Raw genomic sequence first — 17,113 nt, 5'->3', positions numbered from 1 at the left:
CACTTTATTAGCCGCTTCATCAAGAATTGCCTGTGTTCTGTTCATAGAAGAACCTGGCGGAAGATTCACCGATATAGCGATAAACCCTAAATCTTCCGACGGAATAAAACCTGTAGGTGTTCTGCGAATAAGCCATCCAGTAATTAGAACTATAAGTACGAGTCCTCCAAGACTAACCCACCTAAACTTGATCATTTTTTTTACCGCTCCCACATATTTACCAGTTACATTTTCAAATCCTTTATTGAAAGCAAAGAAGAATCTCTGTTTGAAGCTTGTTGGTTTTTCGTGGTGATCATGATTCACATCTTTCAATAATAAGGCACATAATGCTGGGCTCAGGGTTAGTGCATTCAATGCAGATATGACAATAGCAATTCCAAGAGTAAACGCGAACTGCCGGTAAAATACACCTGCTGAGCCTTTCATAAAGCCAACCGGGAGAAATACAGCCGCCATTACCAAGGTAATTGAAATGATCGCACCTGTGATTTCATGCATGGCGGCCATGGTGGCTTTCTTTGGAGTAATGTTCCGATGCTCTAACTTGGAGTGCACTGCTTCGACAACCACGATGGCATCATCCACGACAATGCCGATGGCTAATACAAGGGCAAATAAGGTCAGAAGATTGATGGAGAATCCAAAGACAGACATAAAGAAGAAGGTGCCAATAAGAGCCACAGGGACAGCTATTGCGGGGATTAGTGTTGACCGGAAGTCCTGCAGGAATATATATACTACGATAAAAACGAGGATGAATGCCTCAATCAGAGTATGCTTGACCTGATCGATGGATTGATCCAGCATATCCTTTGTATTGTAAAGTATTTGCTGTTTAATTCCCGGTGGGAAATCCTTCTCCGCTTTTTTTAGAAATTCAGCAACCTTGGTCTGTATTTCCCTTGAATTGGAGCCAGGCAATTGTATAACCTGGAACAGAATACTTTGTTTGTCGTTTACTGTGTTTAGCGAATTGTAAGTATAGCTACCCAATTCAACCTTAGCGACGTCCTTGAGTTTTAACATACTCCCATCAGGATTTGATCTTATGATCATATTCCCATATTCCTCTGGTTTGGTATACTTTCCTGAATATTTAAGGACGTATTCAAAAGAGCGGTCGCTTGACTCTCCGAATCTTCCAGGAGCGGCTTCCTGGTTTTTGCTTTTGACAGCTGCCATCACCTCGGTTGGGGTGATATTGTAAGTGGCCATTTGTGCTGGCTTAAGCCAAATTCGCATGGAGTAATCCCTGTTGCCACCGTACAGTGTTACCTGCCCAACTCCTTGTATACGTTTAAGCTCAGGAATAACGTTGATTTGCGCATAGTTAGTAAGATAAGTTGCATCATACAACTTAGGCTTTTCACTCATTAGGTTAATTGCCATAATGAGTGAATTCTGTACTTTTTGAGTAGTGATACCAGCCTGAACCACTTCCAGTGGTAAAAGTCCGGTTGCTGATGACACGCGGTTTTGTACATTTACAGCCGCCTGGTCAGGATCAGTACCTAACTTAAAATAAACTGAAATGGTTAAGGTTCCATCGTTACTCGAAGTGGAACTCATATAGGTCATGTTTTCGACCCCATTAATTGCTTCCTCCAATGGTGGCGCTACAGCGCGTACCATTGTTTCCGCATTTGCGCCGGGATAATTGGCTGATACCTGTACAACAGGTGGGGCTATATCAGGGAATTGTTGTATGGGTAGATCCATAAGGCCTACCGCACCGAGAATTACCAGCATAATGGAAACCACCGTGGCGATAACCGGCTTATCGATAAAAACTTTTAACATGATTTAATAATTAGGGCTTAATTGCTAGCCAGGTTTTCGTTAGATTTTTCAGGTTTAACAGACATGCCATCTTTGAGGGATTCCAGTCCTTTTAATATTAGACGGTCACCTGTCTTTAGACCATCGGAGATATAATAGGTATTTCCAATTGAACCGGAAATGGTTAAAGCTACTTGTCGGACCTTATTGCTTTGATCAACTATATATGCAAAAATTTTGTCCTGCATTTCGAATGTTGTTGCCTGAGGTATTGCAACTACGCCAGCTTGTTTAAGCCCTAGTTTAATCCGGCCTGAATTCCCAGATCGAAGCAAACCTTGTTTGTTGGGAAAGGTTGCCCGCAGAGTGATTGCCCCAGTAGATTTATCGAATGCGGCATCCACCATATCTAATTTGCCGGGTTGTGGATAAGTAATACCACCGGAAAGCACCATGGTTACTGCTGAAGTATTTTTTAACTTTTCTCCGATAGAGGTGCCCTTCAAACCATCTTTAAAGGCAACAAAGTCAGCTTCACCAACAGAGAAATAACCATGTACTTCCGTGTTATCAGATAGATAAGATAATGGTTGCGTATCTGATGGGGCAACCAGGCTGCCGGTTTTCTTACCAAAGCGACCAATATAACCGCTTACCGGAGCTTTGATTGTTGCAAAACCCAGAGTGATTTTCGCATTTCCAGCTTTTGCCAGCGCTTGGATTTCACGAGCGGCCGCCGCATCGTAAGCCGCCTGTGAAGTTTGTAGTTGATATGGAGAAACCACTTTATTTTGCACGAGCGCCGTAAGTTTTTTTACTTCGATTTTTGCCGTTGCCACGTCTGCCTTGGCAGCCAATAATTCGCCCTGGGCATTGTTATATTCTTCCTGGTATGGGCGGGTGTCAATCTGGAAAAGCGGTGTTCCTTTTTCGACATAAGCACCTTCTTCTACAAATATTTTTTCCAAGATTCCTTTGACTTGCGAGCGAATCTCCACATCGGTCTGCCCTTCAAGTTTTGCCGGGTATTCTGTATAAACCACCGCATCGGTCTGGTTTACTATTGTCACAGGAACTTCAGGTACAGTCGTGTTCTGTGCCTGTTGGTTCCCCAGTGTACAGGAAGAAAATATGATAGCTGGAATTATCATTCCATGTAACAGATTTTTTTTCATAAAGAATTGATTTGATAAATTAGAAATGTGTGATAAAATGAATGGTGAGCCAAATTTCACCGATATTTTTTGCGGGATCATGGGTATTGCTATCATGTTTAATGGTGGTAATAAGGCGAAATAAGTAAGTAGACAAGAACACCCGTAAAACTGACATACAACCAGATTGGCATCGTCCATTTGGCAATTTTACGATGCCGGTTAATCTGATTGTTTAATCCGAATGCCATTGTAAATAGCGCAAGAGATACGATCAGCGCAGCCAGAAAAACGTGGGTAAGCAAAACAAAAAAATAAATTCCCCTCAGTATCCCGTCGCCGCCATATTTAGTAGAAGGCGTGGAAAAATGATAAAGCAGATACGAAAACAGAAACAAGGATGTAAATGAAAACGCAAGGAATACAAATGTTCGGTGCAGGGGTATCTTTTTATGACGTATCGCAAATAGCGCAATCATCAAAGAAAAAAAGGTCAGGCCATTTAATATAGCGTTGAGCAGTGGAAGCTTTGAAAAATCGTATCCCTTCAATGAAGAAATCTTGGGTAAGAAAAAGGCCAGCGCGATTAGACCATTGATAGCAAGGGTTAGCACCCATATAAGAGATTTATAATTTCTTTGTTGCATTAGTTTAAGAATAGGGTTGTGATGGTTGGTCGTGTTAGCATCAGAGAATGGCAAATCATCCAGAACATGAATGCATCGAAGAAAAGCTGTAACAAAAATTGATTGGGGCAGGCAAAACATACCATTTGGTATGTTTTTGAGTATGCAAATTGTTTGATCATAATTGGTATCATTTATAACATACTATTTGGTATGTTTTTACTCAAAAAATTATTCCAAAGTATCTAGGTATCTTCGAAACTCATTCAGAAATGAAGTATAGTAGGTTTTACCCAATAATTTACCCATATTTCTCACGCCATGGTAAAGGGTTATTACATTCAATGCAATCTGCTTGGCATCATGTGCCATGCCCAGCTGACCTGCCTGTTGACCTCTTATGATCTCCGCTTCGATAGCTCGTTTCCATTTGTTTAACGACTTTATCAAAGCCGTCCGAAATGCTTCAGACAAAGGCGCCATCTCCTGAATAAGGTTCACCGCGGGACAACCATGCTCGACCGTCATAAAGGGATGTTCAAAAAGCAATCCATTGATCATTTCGTAAATATTGTCCCTGAAATCAGAGCCAGCTGAAAGAGACTTTTCTATATGTGGCCAAATCTCATCTTGCATCGCTTCACTGATCAGCGCTACGCCCATTTCCTCTTTGTTTCGGAAATGGTAATAAAAAGCGCCCTTGGTAACCTTTGTTGTAGCTAGGATATCGTCGATACTTGTCGACTGATAACCCTGCTTGTAAATTAACTCAAGCCCTCTTCTGAGAATATCTGATCTTGTCACTTCTGCTTTTGACATAAACATACTGATTAGTATGTCGCAAAGATAGATACCTTTTATTGAGATTCTCTGTTTTTTTCTGTCATCAATAAGTAAAAGTAGGGAGCGACAAAATTGCCTCCAATTGTGTTAAAACAAAAGAATCAAAAACAAATAGGCATATGACTCACCTCTGTCTAGGGATAAATGTTTTGACGGTGAAATGACTTAGTGATATATTATAAGTGGGATATGTTTTAATATGTTTGTAAAACATACTAAATGGTATCTTTTTTTTAACTCAACGCGAATAAGGTTTTTTTGACGGTAATAGAGAACTATGGAAAAGAATAAATTTGGCTTAGAACATACCATCCAGTATGTCTTATTTAGTGACTTTAAAAATAATGTAATATGAAATATTTTGTATTCCTCATCATGCTTTTAACCGTATTTGGCATCTATAAAATTTTCAGTTCATCAAAAACTGATAACAGGATGGATAATCTGTTTTCCCAAAATCCAGTAATCCCGGATGTCCGAAGTGTTTCGGAATTTGAAACAGGGCATATCAATGGCACTATAAATATACCATTGAATAGCATCGAAACTATTTCATTAGCTGGATTCGATCAGCGCAGGCCGGTTATTACCTGTTGTTCTCATGGGGTAAGAAGCATTCTGACGGTACAGGTGTTGAAATCAAGGGGTTTAAAAATGTATACGATGGCGGAGCATTGCAGGATTTGGCCGGCCGTATGAAAGCCCAAAATCGCCAAACATCAAAATAGCTGATGCATTAATTGCCTTTCATTTAGTTAATAATTTCAAATAATAACCTAACCATTATATGTATTATACCCTCCTTGTTTTTCATTCAGTTAGTCGATGGTTTGTATTAGGCAGTTTGATATACGCCATAATCACTGCATATCGCGGATTATCCCGGAAGCAGGCTTTCACCCCAAAAGCCAATGCTATCCGACATTGGACAGCGACTATCGCGCACATACAGTTATTAATCGGAATGGCGATTTATGTGCAAAGTCCTGCCGTGCTTTACCAAACATTTGGTAGTCCTGATAAGGTAGTGAATGAACAGATCTTCTTCAAGTACTTTCATATTTCCACGATGATATTAGCTATCCTCATCATTACCATTGGATCTGCAAAAACCAAACGTTTGAAAGAAGACAGCGCAAAATATCAAACTATGCTGCGCTGGTTCACGGCTGCGCTGGTGATTATATTCATTGCCATTCCATGGCCATTCTCACCGTTGGCGGGGAGACCTTATTTGCGCACATTCTGAACGATAATTATATTTTTTCAAATCTTAAAATTTTCACTATGCACTTCATCGATCAAATTTTCAAAACACAGGTGGGCCGCTTACGACTAATCAGTTATCTTGAAGGTATTTCTTTACTACTACTGGTTGGTGTGGCGATGCCGCTCAAATACTGGGCGGATGAACCGCTCATGGTTAAAACTATGGGACCCGTACACGGCGTCCTTTTTCTTTGGTTCATTTTTACCACCATTAGTGTGGGCGTCGAACAGCACTGGAAGTTCAAACATACCACTTGGAAAGTCCTGATTGCATGCATTATTCCATTCGGTACATTTTATATCGACCGGTACATTCTCAAGTCTGCTGCCGAGACCGAACTGAAACGTCAGCAATCACCTGAATCAGAAACAACAGTATGAAAATAATTACAAGCCACAATGAAATGCTATTTACATACTCTTATAATGGATTCTCCGCTGAATGAAAGCAAAAACAAAGATTTTCGGTATTATAGCCTTTATTAATCTCGTTCTTTTTCTGGTAGCGTATAATATCCGGCCAATCAAAGTTAATTACGATGCAAAAGAAGTTCAGCTTAAATTTACTGTTCCCCCAAATTTCCCGCAACCTGGGAGCCAGTATGATCAGCACTTTGTAACTCCGGCAGGATTTAAACTTGGCAGGATTCTTTTTTATGACCGTGCGTTGTCGATAGACAATTCCATTTCTTGCGCGAGCTGTCATCAGTCATTTTCCGCTTTTTCAGATCAAAATAAACATGTAAGCCAAGGCTTTAAGCAATGCTCTGGAACAAGAAATACGCCTGCACTTTTCAATCTGGCCTGGCAAAAGGAGTTTATGTGGGATGGCCGCGTCAAACTGTTCCAATTGTCATCGCATAACGCAATTATAAATCCTTGCGAAATCGCAAACAGCATGGCAGGCGCCGTAGAAAAACTGAGGGCGAATGGTCATTACACTGATCTTTTCCGGAATGCGTATGGTTCTGTAGATATCGATTCGGCAAGACTGCTGAATGCACTTACTCAATTCATGTCTATGCTCGTTTCGGCTAATTCACGTTATGATAAGTATAGGAGATACGAACAAGGAGGTGTTTTCACAACTGATGAGAAAAATGGTTATATTCTGTTTAGGCAAAAATGCAGTGCCTGTCATAAAGAGCCCTTATTTACAGATCTGAGTTATCGTAACACTGGGTTGGACCTGGTATCAATTGACCGTGGAAGAGACAGTTCGACACACCTGGCAACAGATGTTGGGAAATTCCGTGTACCCTCCTTAAGAAATATAGAAGTTACTGCACCTTACATGCACGATGGTAGGTTTGCTACACTGGAAGATGTTCTAACACATTATGCAAATGGCGTAAAGCGCAATACTCACTTAGATGAACAGTTACGACATAACGGCACTTTAGGTCTTGCATTATCCAGTAGTGATCAACATAAAATTATCGCTTTTTTAAAAACGCTAACCGATAAGGAGTTTCTAACAGATGTAAGATTTCAAATACCATGATTAATTAAAGTTGCTTAATATATATTTCCGGATAAACAAATAACAATTCTTCGCACAGGAACGCAAGAACGGATTAAAGAACCGGTAAGATGGAGATTAGACAGACTGCTGGAGATTATTGATGAAAGGAAACAGCTTTAAGTCCCCTGTCATTCCATCCATCCTGCATCACGCAATCTGTCCACTATTGCCTCAGTATCGTCGAGACCGTATCGCTCCTTAGTCACACTTTTCTCAGTTGGCTATCTCCAATGCACTCCCCATTTACCCATAATACAGATAAAAGCCATTAACATAAATATGAATACCATTCAAGCTGCCCTGACTAATCATAGCCACCCTACCCTCATCACCATAAGCGCAGCTTTAAACTTTATCCCCTTCATCCCTCAAGACCGAATATTGAGTAACAGGATGTGTCGTTTTAATCCTCTGGAATAACATGCCAGAATCGTTACGATGATAATCAGCTATTCCCCAGGCTAAATATTGCGTTATCATCTCCTGAAACACACCCGTATGCTGGTAGCAGTGCCATTCCTCAACATAAAACACATAGGTGAACAGTTGATGCCCTTTATAGCCCCTGATAGATAAGTAAGTATTGATATCTCCTGCATCACAGTAATCCACCCGGTCATAAAAAGTCAAAAGATGCTTTATTATCGCATTACGCAGCGAACGATATTCGGCAACATTAATCACATACTTTTCTTCCGGATTTACACTGGTATTAATTACAAGATTGCCATCCCCAGGCAATTCATTAACAGGTACTGAGGGCTTGAAATAGTACTTTTCATCTAATATCGGTGTTTCCATACGTAAAAATCGAACCACAAAATTACTAATATTTTTAGCAAAAACATAAAATAAACAGAAGAAATATATCCGGCTCTTCCCCAATTTTGGTGGTTAAATCGATTTTCCTATTTCCTTCCTCCGAGATAGATCTTTATTAAGTTCGAAAAGCATCTTTTAATGCCTGATGCGAGTTGACGTTTTATTCCACCACCAAAATTGGGGAAGAGCCACTTTTAGCGAAATGTACACTTAGCTCTTCCGCTAATAAAAGAAAATCAATTTTTGGGGCTGTGATAGTTGGAATTTTCTTATCTTATCATCCAATTAACTCCTCATGAAAAATTTAACACTACTGGTCCTGACCTCAACCATTCTTTTCGCTTGTAAAACTCCTCCTGAAAGAATTCTGATTAAACTCAATAAAGGTCAGAAGTATGAACAGCGCATTGTTTTAAAATCTACCATCACTCAAACAGTTTCAGGAAGGAAAATGAGTACTTCCACAACTTCACAAGGTCTAAATCGTTATGAAGTACTTGCAGTAGATGATAGCGTTTATACATTTCAAGTCACATATCAATCCATGAAAGTCCATATTGAGGTGGACGGTGGTCCAACAACTCAATTGAAAACCCCTACAACAGCAGTATTAGAAAAGCTTAAAGGGCAGTCCTATCAGGTGAAGGTAACCAATACTGGTCGGATTGTGGCAGTCATCGGGGCTGATTCACTGTTTTCAAAAGTGACAGCCAGTATCGCTGGTCTTACCGAAGAAATGAGAGCCAAGTTATCACAAAACTTCATTAAAGCTTACGGAGACAGTGCGATTAAAAGTGGTAACCTTCAATATGCGAATATTTACCCTCAAAAGATAGTTAAAGGAGGCGATACATGGAGGATCCAAAGAGCAGGGGGCGGAGATATCTTATCACCGGCAATAGACGCAATTTATAAGATGGATAAAATTACCAGTCACGAATATCTTGTCAGTATGAAATCTAAGTTAAGGTTGGGGAGCGATGTAAGTTCCAGCCCCTTATTTGGGCTTAACATGTCCGGCATTATGGATTCAAAGAATAAAATTGATAAGGAAACCGGTCTAATTACAGAATCAAAAATAAAACAAGATATGATCGGTAGCGCAACGATACTAGCGGGAACACCCGCTATGATAGGAGATTCTATCTTGATGCAAATCAAAGGCGAAACTACATTAATAAACACCCTGATCAAATAAATGAGTCCGCCTGCGTTAACTATCAACAAAGATATGAGATCTCCAAAAACTTCAAGTCCAAGCTGAGTGGCGATTGAATTTACTCAAAATATTCTTAAGGTGGGGATTATTCCGCATGCGGCCACCTCTTTCGCGGAACGTGGGTCTTCGTCACTTTTGGTGAAATATACAATTTACAAGCCCGAGCTGATGCGACCTCAAATCTTATCCCTATACTTTTTTAAAAATTCATTACAATGCATGAGAATTTCATCGGGAGTTCTGTCTAAATTATGGACAGAAAAAATGACTTCCCAGTCTTTGCAGTTGCACTTTTTCCCATTGTAGACCAATTGCTCGGAGTAATAATTGAATAACAATTATTTGATCATGCTCTTTTGGAGAAGTGCGAATAATTCAGCTCTTTTGTCGACTAAATTGATAGACTTTGAAAAGACTCTTACTGCTGATATGCATAGCCACCATATCTACCAGCATTTACGCACAAAAACAACATAGCCATGGGGTGTTCTGGGGACGCCTCATTTTAGCAGACACGATCAACAGCAAACTTAAGTGGGAAATTTACCTGCAGAAAAGAACCCAGTCGGTAGGTACAGGCAATATTTTTGAAGCTCCGCATTTCATAAGCGTATGGCCCTGGCTGAACTATAAACTCACACCCAATACGAAGGTTTCATTATCACCAATTGCCTATTTCGACTCTCATGTATTTTATGATGGTCCTGAAGATGTCAAACCAGAGGGTGTTAAGGAATACCGGGTTTCTGCGCGTTTGGAGAATGAACAAAAGCTTAGGTTTTTCAATTATTCAAACAGGTACAGCTTAGAATACCGGATGCGTGACCTGGCTTATAACGGGGACTATCAGCCCAACTGGCGTGCCAGGTATCAAATCAGACTGGAGAAGCCATTGCTCAGCGTCCTTTCAAAAGACAAACCATTGTCGGTCTTTGTGTCCGAAGAGGTTTTTATCCAGTTTGGAAAAGCGGTTAAGAACAACCCCAATATATTTGATCAGAACAGGATCAGCGTAGGTGCCGGGTATGAAGTGTTCAAGAACGTAAAGCTAAGTGCCAGTTACCTGAATATTATTCAGCAGAGGATCTCAGGCAAAGATATAGACAATGCACACGCCCTATGGGTAGTCCTTGCATTTGAGAACCTGTTTTCCCAGTTCAAGAAAAAGCCTGGAACCAGAAAATAACCTTACCCATTGCCGCCGTTAAACGATGTAAAACGGCGGAGCCCTCATGAGAACCAGAAGTAAATAGAAAACACGAATAAACCTGCCATGAAAAAGTGTAAATCACATTTTTTTTCTTATATTTTTAGTGGTGGAACCTTCAGGTCAGGATTATGTCTCATCCACTGTATATTACAAGCGAAACGAATATTAGTTAGCAGCAGACGTTTCCTGTATGAAAATGACAGCAAACGCTCTTTGCTTCAACCATGAGCTTAAAATAATGGCTATGAAAAAGATGTTTTTTTTATTTATTCTTATATACGCCTTCGGCTTTCACCTGCAGGCACAAACTATATCAAGAGCGGGCTTTGATGTGAATGTTTACAATCCGTCAGCTAAACAATTCTTTGACCGGTATAAGAACATTGATCATATTGTCATTTTCTATGACAAAAGAGATATAGCAACAATAGAAATATTTTTCCGGGGTAAACCACAGCCTACTTTTGGAGAGCGTTACACGCTTACCTTTGATGGTGATCTCTATTTGTTTCGTAAAAAATATGGAAAATTTCCGTTCCCAAATCCTACAACAGCTAAGCTGACAAATTTTCAAGGAATCGGAAAAATAACTGATGTCAATGTTATTTACAACTTGACAACAACAATGCAGCGCGATTCTCTCGTGCATCATTTTAATTTTTACACATTCGAAGGAAATACCGAGCCTCTTCTTGGTCCTGCTGATTATCGTCCTACTTTTAAGGGTGATATTCTAAAATTGACAAAAAAACTCGAACAGGATTTTAAGAACTGGAAGCCCATTGCGATAACAGATTCTATGATCATCATTACGGGCTTAGTTGAGAAAAACGGCACAATTGGAAAATTAAAACTAATTGAGGGCAAACCTTCTGTTTATTCAAACAAAGTTTTGGAATTTATGAGTCGGGAAGCTACATCGTGGTTGCCAAGAGTAGATGGCGGTGGAAAAAGGCCTTGGAACGTCAGAATATCCGTACGGGTTAATAAAGATAATTCTATGAAGGTTTCTATATTGTGATGATTTGCGTTCATGTTGTACAATCCGGGAGGTGAAAAATTTAATAGTCGGACTAAAAGAAAAATCCTGCAAATCAAGGATTTGCAGGATTTATAAAGCTTTGATGATGTTTTTAGCAGAGACGGGCGGATTTGAACTTAATTCGTATCTGCGCTCCTGGTGCCACTTTCAGTGTCTTTTTAAGTGAGCCGCGAATGATGCAAGCTTTTAAATTTCTTACCAATCAGTTTTTCAGCCGGAAGACCGGCAATCCTCTAGAACATTTAGAAGTGATTCTCCCTATTATTAGAGGTGTTTACAGAACTAAGCGATGAAAGGATTCAACAAAACACATAAAAACAAGTCTAGCCATAAGAAAATGACACCTATATGCCTAACCAAGAACTACTTACCGGCTAAAATCGATTCCAGCTTTTTATGCAATTCCTCACCTCTCAGATCCTTGGCCACTACTTTTCCATCAGGACCAATCAGAAAACTAGCTGGAACAGATTTTACTCCATAAACTGCAGCTGCTGCATTTGCCCAGCCTTTTAAATCTGAAACATGATTCCAGGTTAAATCATCAGCTTTAATAGCACTCAGCCAGGCATCCTTTTTAGTATCCAGGGAAACGCCAAGAATTTCGAACCCTTTATCATGGTACTTGCGATAAGCGCTTACCACATTAGGATTCTCTTTACGACATGGGCCGCACCAGCTTGCCCAGAAATCGATTAACACATATTTCCCCTTGAAATCAGTTAGACTTATCATTTTCCCATCACTATCAGCCATTGAAAACAAAGGTGCAGGCTGACCTACTGCTGTTTTAGCATTAAGAATCAGCGCGTTATTGATTTGCTTTACAAATGAAGATCGTTTCACTTTTTCGCTAAGTAATGGCATCAGTGCCCTTGCATTATCAAAATAAGGATAGTTAATGTACCTCTCCAGAATAACAATCGCAGCTCCAACAGAACCTGAGTTGCGTTTTACATAAGCGTTAATGATGCTGTCGTTCATCGCGTTAAGCGCTTTAAATTCATTATCAAAAGCTGTTCTGGTGGCAGAATCCAGCTGAACCTTTCCACCCTGATTGGCTTTATCTAATCTCTTGTAAATCTCCCCTGCCTTAGCTGTAACCGGTTTCCAGTCTACTTTGTAAAAGCTCATATAAGTAGTGTTTTCGGGACCTCCGTTTATCTTCGCCAAGTACAATGAGTCTTTCTTTCCACTGAAGGTAATTTCTGCATTCTCAAGTAAAAACTGCGCTCCTTTTCCTTCATCTTTAATGTAAATTTTGCAGAAAATCGGTTCAGCAACCTTGCCTTTAAACTCGAATTTATGATCTATAACGGTTGATGAATCTATCGTGGAAACATCGTTATTGGAATGCTGCAAATAGACTTTACCGGAAGGATAGTCTGTCAAAGTCCCCTTAATAAGATACCCTGGTTTCTTCTGAGCAAAGGAGAAACTGATGGTCAGACATAAGATAGTAGAAAACAATACTTTTAATGTGATATATTTCATGGTTACTTTTTTTAAAATCGTTTATAATAAAATGAATTTTTAGTTTACCACCCGGTATTATTGGGTAGTAAGGCAGGATTTTTCTCCACTTCGGCCTGGTAAATCGGAAACAGATATAGCCGATCTGTAAAATTCCGTTGTACAACCGTTGTTTCGGTATACTGACGAGGTTCTGATCCGGTTTGGATAATACTAATCCCTTTTAATACTGAACCCAGATATTGAGGTCCCATTTTCCAGCGGCGGATATCCCAAAGACGCGTGCCTTCAAATGCAAGTTCAATATTCCTTTCATGCATAATTTTTTCCATCGTCAACCCGCCAGCAGGAATTTCCGGCATATTTACGCTGGGTCTTCGGCGCACCTGATTGATATAGCCCCTTGCTTCCTCCGTTTTACCTAGCTTAAACGCTGCCTCTGCAAAATTCAATAGAATCTCTGCATATCGAAACAGGATGTAATTCTGCCCTCCGCCATAGCTTTTGGAGGTATTCAGAGGATCAAATGTAGGCTCCTCCATTTTTCGAAGGGCATATCCTGTCGCCAATGTGGCAAAAGTCGGATTGTATTCGGATCCCAGTTTCAGATCCAGTTTCTTGCCCAGCCAGGTAGATCCATCGTAAAGTATACTGGCATAAAATCTTGGGTCCCGGTTATCGTATGGCTTATCCGGATCAAAGCCCGATCCCGCTTCACTGATTAACTTACCATTTTTCATCTCATACTCATTCACTATATTTTGAGTAGGCTGATTTAATCCGCTTGGCCCCGGGGGAACAAGCCCCCATGGCAAATTATAATGATGAACATGATAAGCCTGGAAATCTGCTTTATACTGATGATCAAAAATCACTTCCAAATTATTGTCATTGGCCTCATGAAAAAGTGTTTCATAATTGGCGAACAATCCGTACCCCGCCTTTCCAGCAATATCAACTACTTCTTTACTGGCATCATACGCAGCCGGCCAGTTGTTATCGTAACTTGCGGCATAAAGCAATACGCGGCTTTTTAGCGCCAGAGCTGCTCCTATAGTGACCCTCCCCACATTTGCACCGGTATACTTATAAGCAAGAAACTGCCCTTTATTAATATCATCTGTTTCACTCACAATGAATTTGACAACATCCTGATAAGAAGTACGCGGCACATTCAGGTTCTCGTTGAGGTCTTGCGCCTTTGTAATCAGCGGCACAGCACCAAAGTAATTGATCAGGTAGGCATAGTTCAAAGCCCTCAAAAACCTGGCTTCATCCCTTGTTCTGCTTTTATAAGCAACACTTGCCGGCAAGCGATCTATATTACCGATTAAAATATTGCAGCGTCTGATGGTAATATAGGCACTGTTATAGGCATTCTGAATGCCGAACGGCACACTTGAGGCAATAAATGTATTCTGATAGATACTTAGGTTACTGCTCGAATACAGCTGGTCAGTAAAAGCATCACGCATTGTACCGGCAAATTCTGTAGGAATACCTGCATAGAGGTTATTCAAAAACAGACCCGTCAGGGTAGAGTCCTTAAATACATCTTCGTCGCTGTACCTGTCAAGTGGCTGGCTGTTTAAAAAATCCTTTTTACACCCAAAAGCAAAGATGATTAAGGAAAGGCATATAATTATAGAATATCTTTTCATTTTAAAGAAGATTAAAATTTAACACTTAAACCAAGGTTGAATAACTTCTGAATCAGATAGCTTTCTGCACCGAATGAAGACACAAAGGATTCAGGATCTACATCTTTGAGGCTGGTAATGGTAAAAAGATTGGTCCCGCTAACGTAAAAGCGCGCGTTTGAAATCTTTAATCCACGCAATGCGCTTGCCGGAACGTTATAACCCAATTCCAGGTTTTTAAGACGCAGGTAAGAACCATCTCTTAGCCAGTAACTGGATATTTCTTTGTTGTTGGAGTTGTTTGAAAACAAGCGTGGATAGGAGGCGTCGGTATTGTCAGGTGTCCAACGATCCAGATGCTTTTCTGATGGCACGCTATTTCCTGCGAATGCCCATTCTCCCTGACCCGTCATATACTTCTGCACTTTAGCTGCACCCTGCAAAAGTATGCTCAAATCAAAACCTTTATAGCTCCCACCCAGGGAAATACCATAAACCATCCTTGGATAATCCCCCTTTCCAATTACTGTCCTGTCGGCACTTGTAATCTTACCATCGTTATTGATGTCTTTATACCTGATGTCACCGGGTGCAACGTTGGCATATAGAGGTGTTGGTCCGCTGGCTATTTCTGCTGCAGACTGGTATAAACCTTCGGCAACATAGCCCAGATTGGATGTTAAGTTACCTGAGGCAACATAAATGGATTGCCCAATTGAACTCTGATAAGGCAATAAACCACTTGCCTCTGGCATATAAATTACTTTATTGCGGTTAAAAGTAACATTAGGTTTAATAAAATAAGTTATTGCGCCCAATGTATTTTGGTGTTCCAGCTGGAATTCAAATCCACTGTTGTCAATGGTAGATAAATTCTCCCTTGGCAAGGTACCGCCAATGGTTGCCGGGATACTGAAACTCCTATCTCCAAGAATATTTTTTGTTCTCTTATAAAAATAATCAGCAGTTAACCCCAGCTGGTTATTAAACAACCTGGTTTCGAATCCAACATTCGTAATATTTGCTTTTTCCCAGGTAAAAGACACATTAGGAATAACACCCGGAACCAGGGCCTGAAGATTTGTATTGCCAAAGATATAGTACCCGTCAAGACCAGTTCCCAGTGTATAAGTGTTCAAATATAAAAACTGCCCAATCCTGTCGTTCCCCAACTGACCATAAGATCCTCTGATTTTCAGGAAATTAATTGCAGAGATATCCTTCAGAAAGGATTCTTCACTTAGCACCCAGCCTGCGGATATTGAAGGAAAGAAACCAAATCTTTTATCTTTTGGAAACACATCAGAGCCATCATAACGGAAACTAAATTCGAGGAAATATTTCTCGGCAAAGTTGTATGCCGCACGGCCAACCACACTTTGTCTGGCATTTCTAAAGGCAGAACCGTCATTGTCATCATTTGCAGGATCTCCTGCAAATATCTGATCAACCTGAGCTGAAGGATAATTCCCCCTGGAAGCCTGAAGCCAGTTTCCCTGATTTTCTGTTTGTGTATACAAAGCCAGCAGATCTAAACTATGCCTCCCAAATGTTCTTTTATAGTTTAAAGAAGCTTCAGCCAATACAGTCTGTCTTTGTTCCATCCGTTCTGTCAAAGAGGCTTTTGTAATGGATCCATTTATTCTGGTCACATAAGTACCATCATCATTTCTAATTGAAGTTAAATATGGCTTCGCGAAATTTTTGAAATAGGTTTGATACCTGTTATAGGAAAGTGTGCCTTTAGCACTAAGCCCCTCTATAAACGGAAAATTATAGGTTAACGAACCTACACCTTCCAATACATTAAGCTCTGTGTTCCTATAACCTGCCTCTCCTTTTGACATTAAATATGGACTTCCGTTAACCAAAGAAGAGAAACCACTCGGAATACTGATGTAGTTATAAGCCCCATTACTAAACTTGCTGGGGATTAAAGGAGAAATCATACGGTAAAAACTGGTAATGGCAGATCCCGCTGTTTGATCCTTTGTTTTTTCAAGACGGGCGTTGATGTTCAAACTTACCTTAAGGCTTTTTGAGATATCGGCATCTAAGTTAGACCTCAATGAATACTGCTTATAGCCGGAAGTTTCAAAGAGCCCCCTTTGGTCCAGATAACCGCCAGAAACAAAATATCTGGATTTGTCTCCCCCTCCATTTACGGAAAGATTGTGGCGCTGCTGAAAGCTACTGGCTCCCATTATTGCACTATACCAATCCGTATTTGCATACCTGTCAGGATCTGAGCCTGTTCGGATCACTTCCAATTGTTCAGGTGTATATCCCCTGTTTTGAGCAGGATTAAAGTTATTTTCATTGGTGTACATTTCATTTAACAGTGTTGCATACTGATAGCCGTCAACCAAATCTGCTAACTTTGTTGGTTTTTGCCAGCTGCCGTTGAAGGTATAATTCAATGATGTTTTACCTTTCTCACCACGTCTTGTCGTAATTAGAATAACCCCGTTTGCCGCCCTGGCACCGTACACGGCGGCTGTACCCGCA

15 protein-coding genes are annotated in these 17,113 nt (G+C 40.3%); 7 read left to right on the top strand and 8 right to left on the bottom strand.

Features of this window, described 5'->3' with window-relative positions:
* From AC1DDX_RS07685 to AC1DDX_RS07670, 4 genes are all read right to left on the bottom strand, one after another.
* On the bottom strand, positions 1-1,803 hold a 1,803-nt coding region (locus AC1DDX_RS07685), incomplete at its 3' end, for an efflux RND transporter permease subunit (protein ID WP_477621918.1).
* Between the two features lie 17 nt (positions 1,804-1,820).
* The gene (locus tag AC1DDX_RS07680) at positions 1,821-3,053 is read right to left on the bottom strand and encodes an efflux RND transporter periplasmic adaptor subunit (protein WP_288879984.1); all 1,233 of its coding nucleotides are present in this window, start codon (positions 3,051-3,053) and stop codon (positions 1,821-1,823) included.
* A 2-nt stretch (positions 3,054-3,055) separates the two neighbouring features.
* Positions 3,056-3,583: a DUF420 domain-containing protein gene (locus tag AC1DDX_RS07675; protein WP_172663375.1), complete on the bottom strand. Its 528-nt coding sequence runs from the start codon at positions 3,581-3,583 to the stop codon at positions 3,056-3,058.
* A gap of 210 nt (positions 3,584-3,793) precedes the next feature.
* Positions 3,794-4,381: a TetR/AcrR family transcriptional regulator gene (locus AC1DDX_RS07670; protein ID WP_172663376.1), complete on the bottom strand. Its 588-nt coding sequence runs from the start codon at positions 4,379-4,381 to the stop codon at positions 3,794-3,796.
* A gap of 375 nt (positions 4,382-4,756) precedes the next feature.
* Between AC1DDX_RS07670 and AC1DDX_RS07665 the strand changes: the two genes are divergently transcribed.
* The 4 genes from AC1DDX_RS07665 (at position 4,757) to AC1DDX_RS07650 (ending at position 7,178) form a co-directional block, all read left to right on the top strand.
* Positions 4,757-5,104: a rhodanese-like domain-containing protein gene (locus AC1DDX_RS07665; RefSeq protein ID WP_337714914.1), complete on the top strand. Its 348-nt coding sequence runs from the start codon at positions 4,757-4,759 to the stop codon at positions 5,102-5,104.
* An 88-nt stretch (positions 5,105-5,192) separates the two neighbouring features.
* Positions 5,193-5,654, top strand: coding sequence for a hypothetical protein (locus tag AC1DDX_RS07660; protein ID WP_172663378.1), 462 nt, complete (start codon positions 5,193-5,195; stop codon positions 5,652-5,654).
* A 38-nt stretch (positions 5,655-5,692) separates the two neighbouring features.
* Entirely contained in the window at positions 5,693-6,055 is a 363-nt protein-coding gene (locus AC1DDX_RS07655; protein ID WP_216854498.1) for a DUF3817 domain-containing protein, read from the top strand.
* A gap of 61 nt (positions 6,056-6,116) precedes the next feature.
* Positions 6,117-7,178, top strand: coding sequence for a cytochrome-c peroxidase (locus AC1DDX_RS07650; protein ID WP_337714916.1), 1,062 nt, complete (start codon positions 6,117-6,119; stop codon positions 7,176-7,178).
* A gap of 366 nt (positions 7,179-7,544) precedes the next feature.
* Here the strand turns inward: AC1DDX_RS07650 and AC1DDX_RS07645 are convergent, their stop codons facing one another.
* On the bottom strand, positions 7,545-8,000 hold the full coding sequence (locus tag AC1DDX_RS07645) for a hypothetical protein (RefSeq protein ID WP_288879995.1): 456 nt from the start codon (positions 7,998-8,000) through the stop codon (positions 7,545-7,547).
* Positions 8,001-8,316: 316 nt separating this feature from the next.
* Between AC1DDX_RS07645 and AC1DDX_RS07640 the strand changes: the two genes are divergently transcribed.
* The 3 genes from AC1DDX_RS07640 to AC1DDX_RS07630 all read left to right on the top strand — a co-directional run bounded on the left by AC1DDX_RS07640 (position 8,317) and on the right by AC1DDX_RS07630 (position 11,471).
* Entirely contained in the window at positions 8,317-9,219 is a 903-nt protein-coding gene (locus tag AC1DDX_RS07640) for a DUF6263 family protein (RefSeq protein ID WP_288879997.1), read from the top strand.
* 427 nt (positions 9,220-9,646) lie between these two features.
* A complete protein-coding gene (locus AC1DDX_RS07635; protein ID WP_337714918.1) occupies positions 9,647-10,426 on the top strand; it encodes a DUF2490 domain-containing protein in 780 nt (259 codons plus the stop codon).
* 268 nt (positions 10,427-10,694) lie between these two features.
* Positions 10,695-11,471, top strand: coding sequence for a hypothetical protein (locus AC1DDX_RS07630; RefSeq protein WP_288880000.1), 777 nt, complete (start codon positions 10,695-10,697; stop codon positions 11,469-11,471).
* A 384-nt stretch (positions 11,472-11,855) separates the two neighbouring features.
* Here AC1DDX_RS07630 and AC1DDX_RS07625 read toward each other — a convergent pair whose 3' ends face one another.
* From AC1DDX_RS07625 to AC1DDX_RS07615, 3 genes are all read right to left on the bottom strand, one after another.
* Complete coding sequence (locus AC1DDX_RS07625; protein ID WP_288880002.1) at positions 11,856-12,986, bottom strand: TlpA disulfide reductase family protein; 1,131 nt, start codon at positions 12,984-12,986, stop codon at positions 11,856-11,858.
* 44 nt (positions 12,987-13,030) lie between these two features.
* Positions 13,031-14,626, bottom strand: a complete 1,596-nt coding sequence (locus AC1DDX_RS07620; protein WP_288880004.1) for a RagB/SusD family nutrient uptake outer membrane protein — start codon at positions 14,624-14,626, stop codon at positions 13,031-13,033.
* Positions 14,627-14,637: 11 nt separating this feature from the next.
* A partial coding sequence (locus AC1DDX_RS07615) for a SusC/RagA family TonB-linked outer membrane protein (RefSeq protein WP_477621917.1) occupies positions 14,638-17,113 on the bottom strand: 2,476 nt, incomplete at its 5' end.

It is taken from the genome of Pedobacter sp. 10L46_2 (assembly GCF_056395165.1).
The sequence above is the reverse complement of the archived record's forward strand: the minus strand, read 5'-3'. Positions and strand labels throughout refer to the sequence as shown.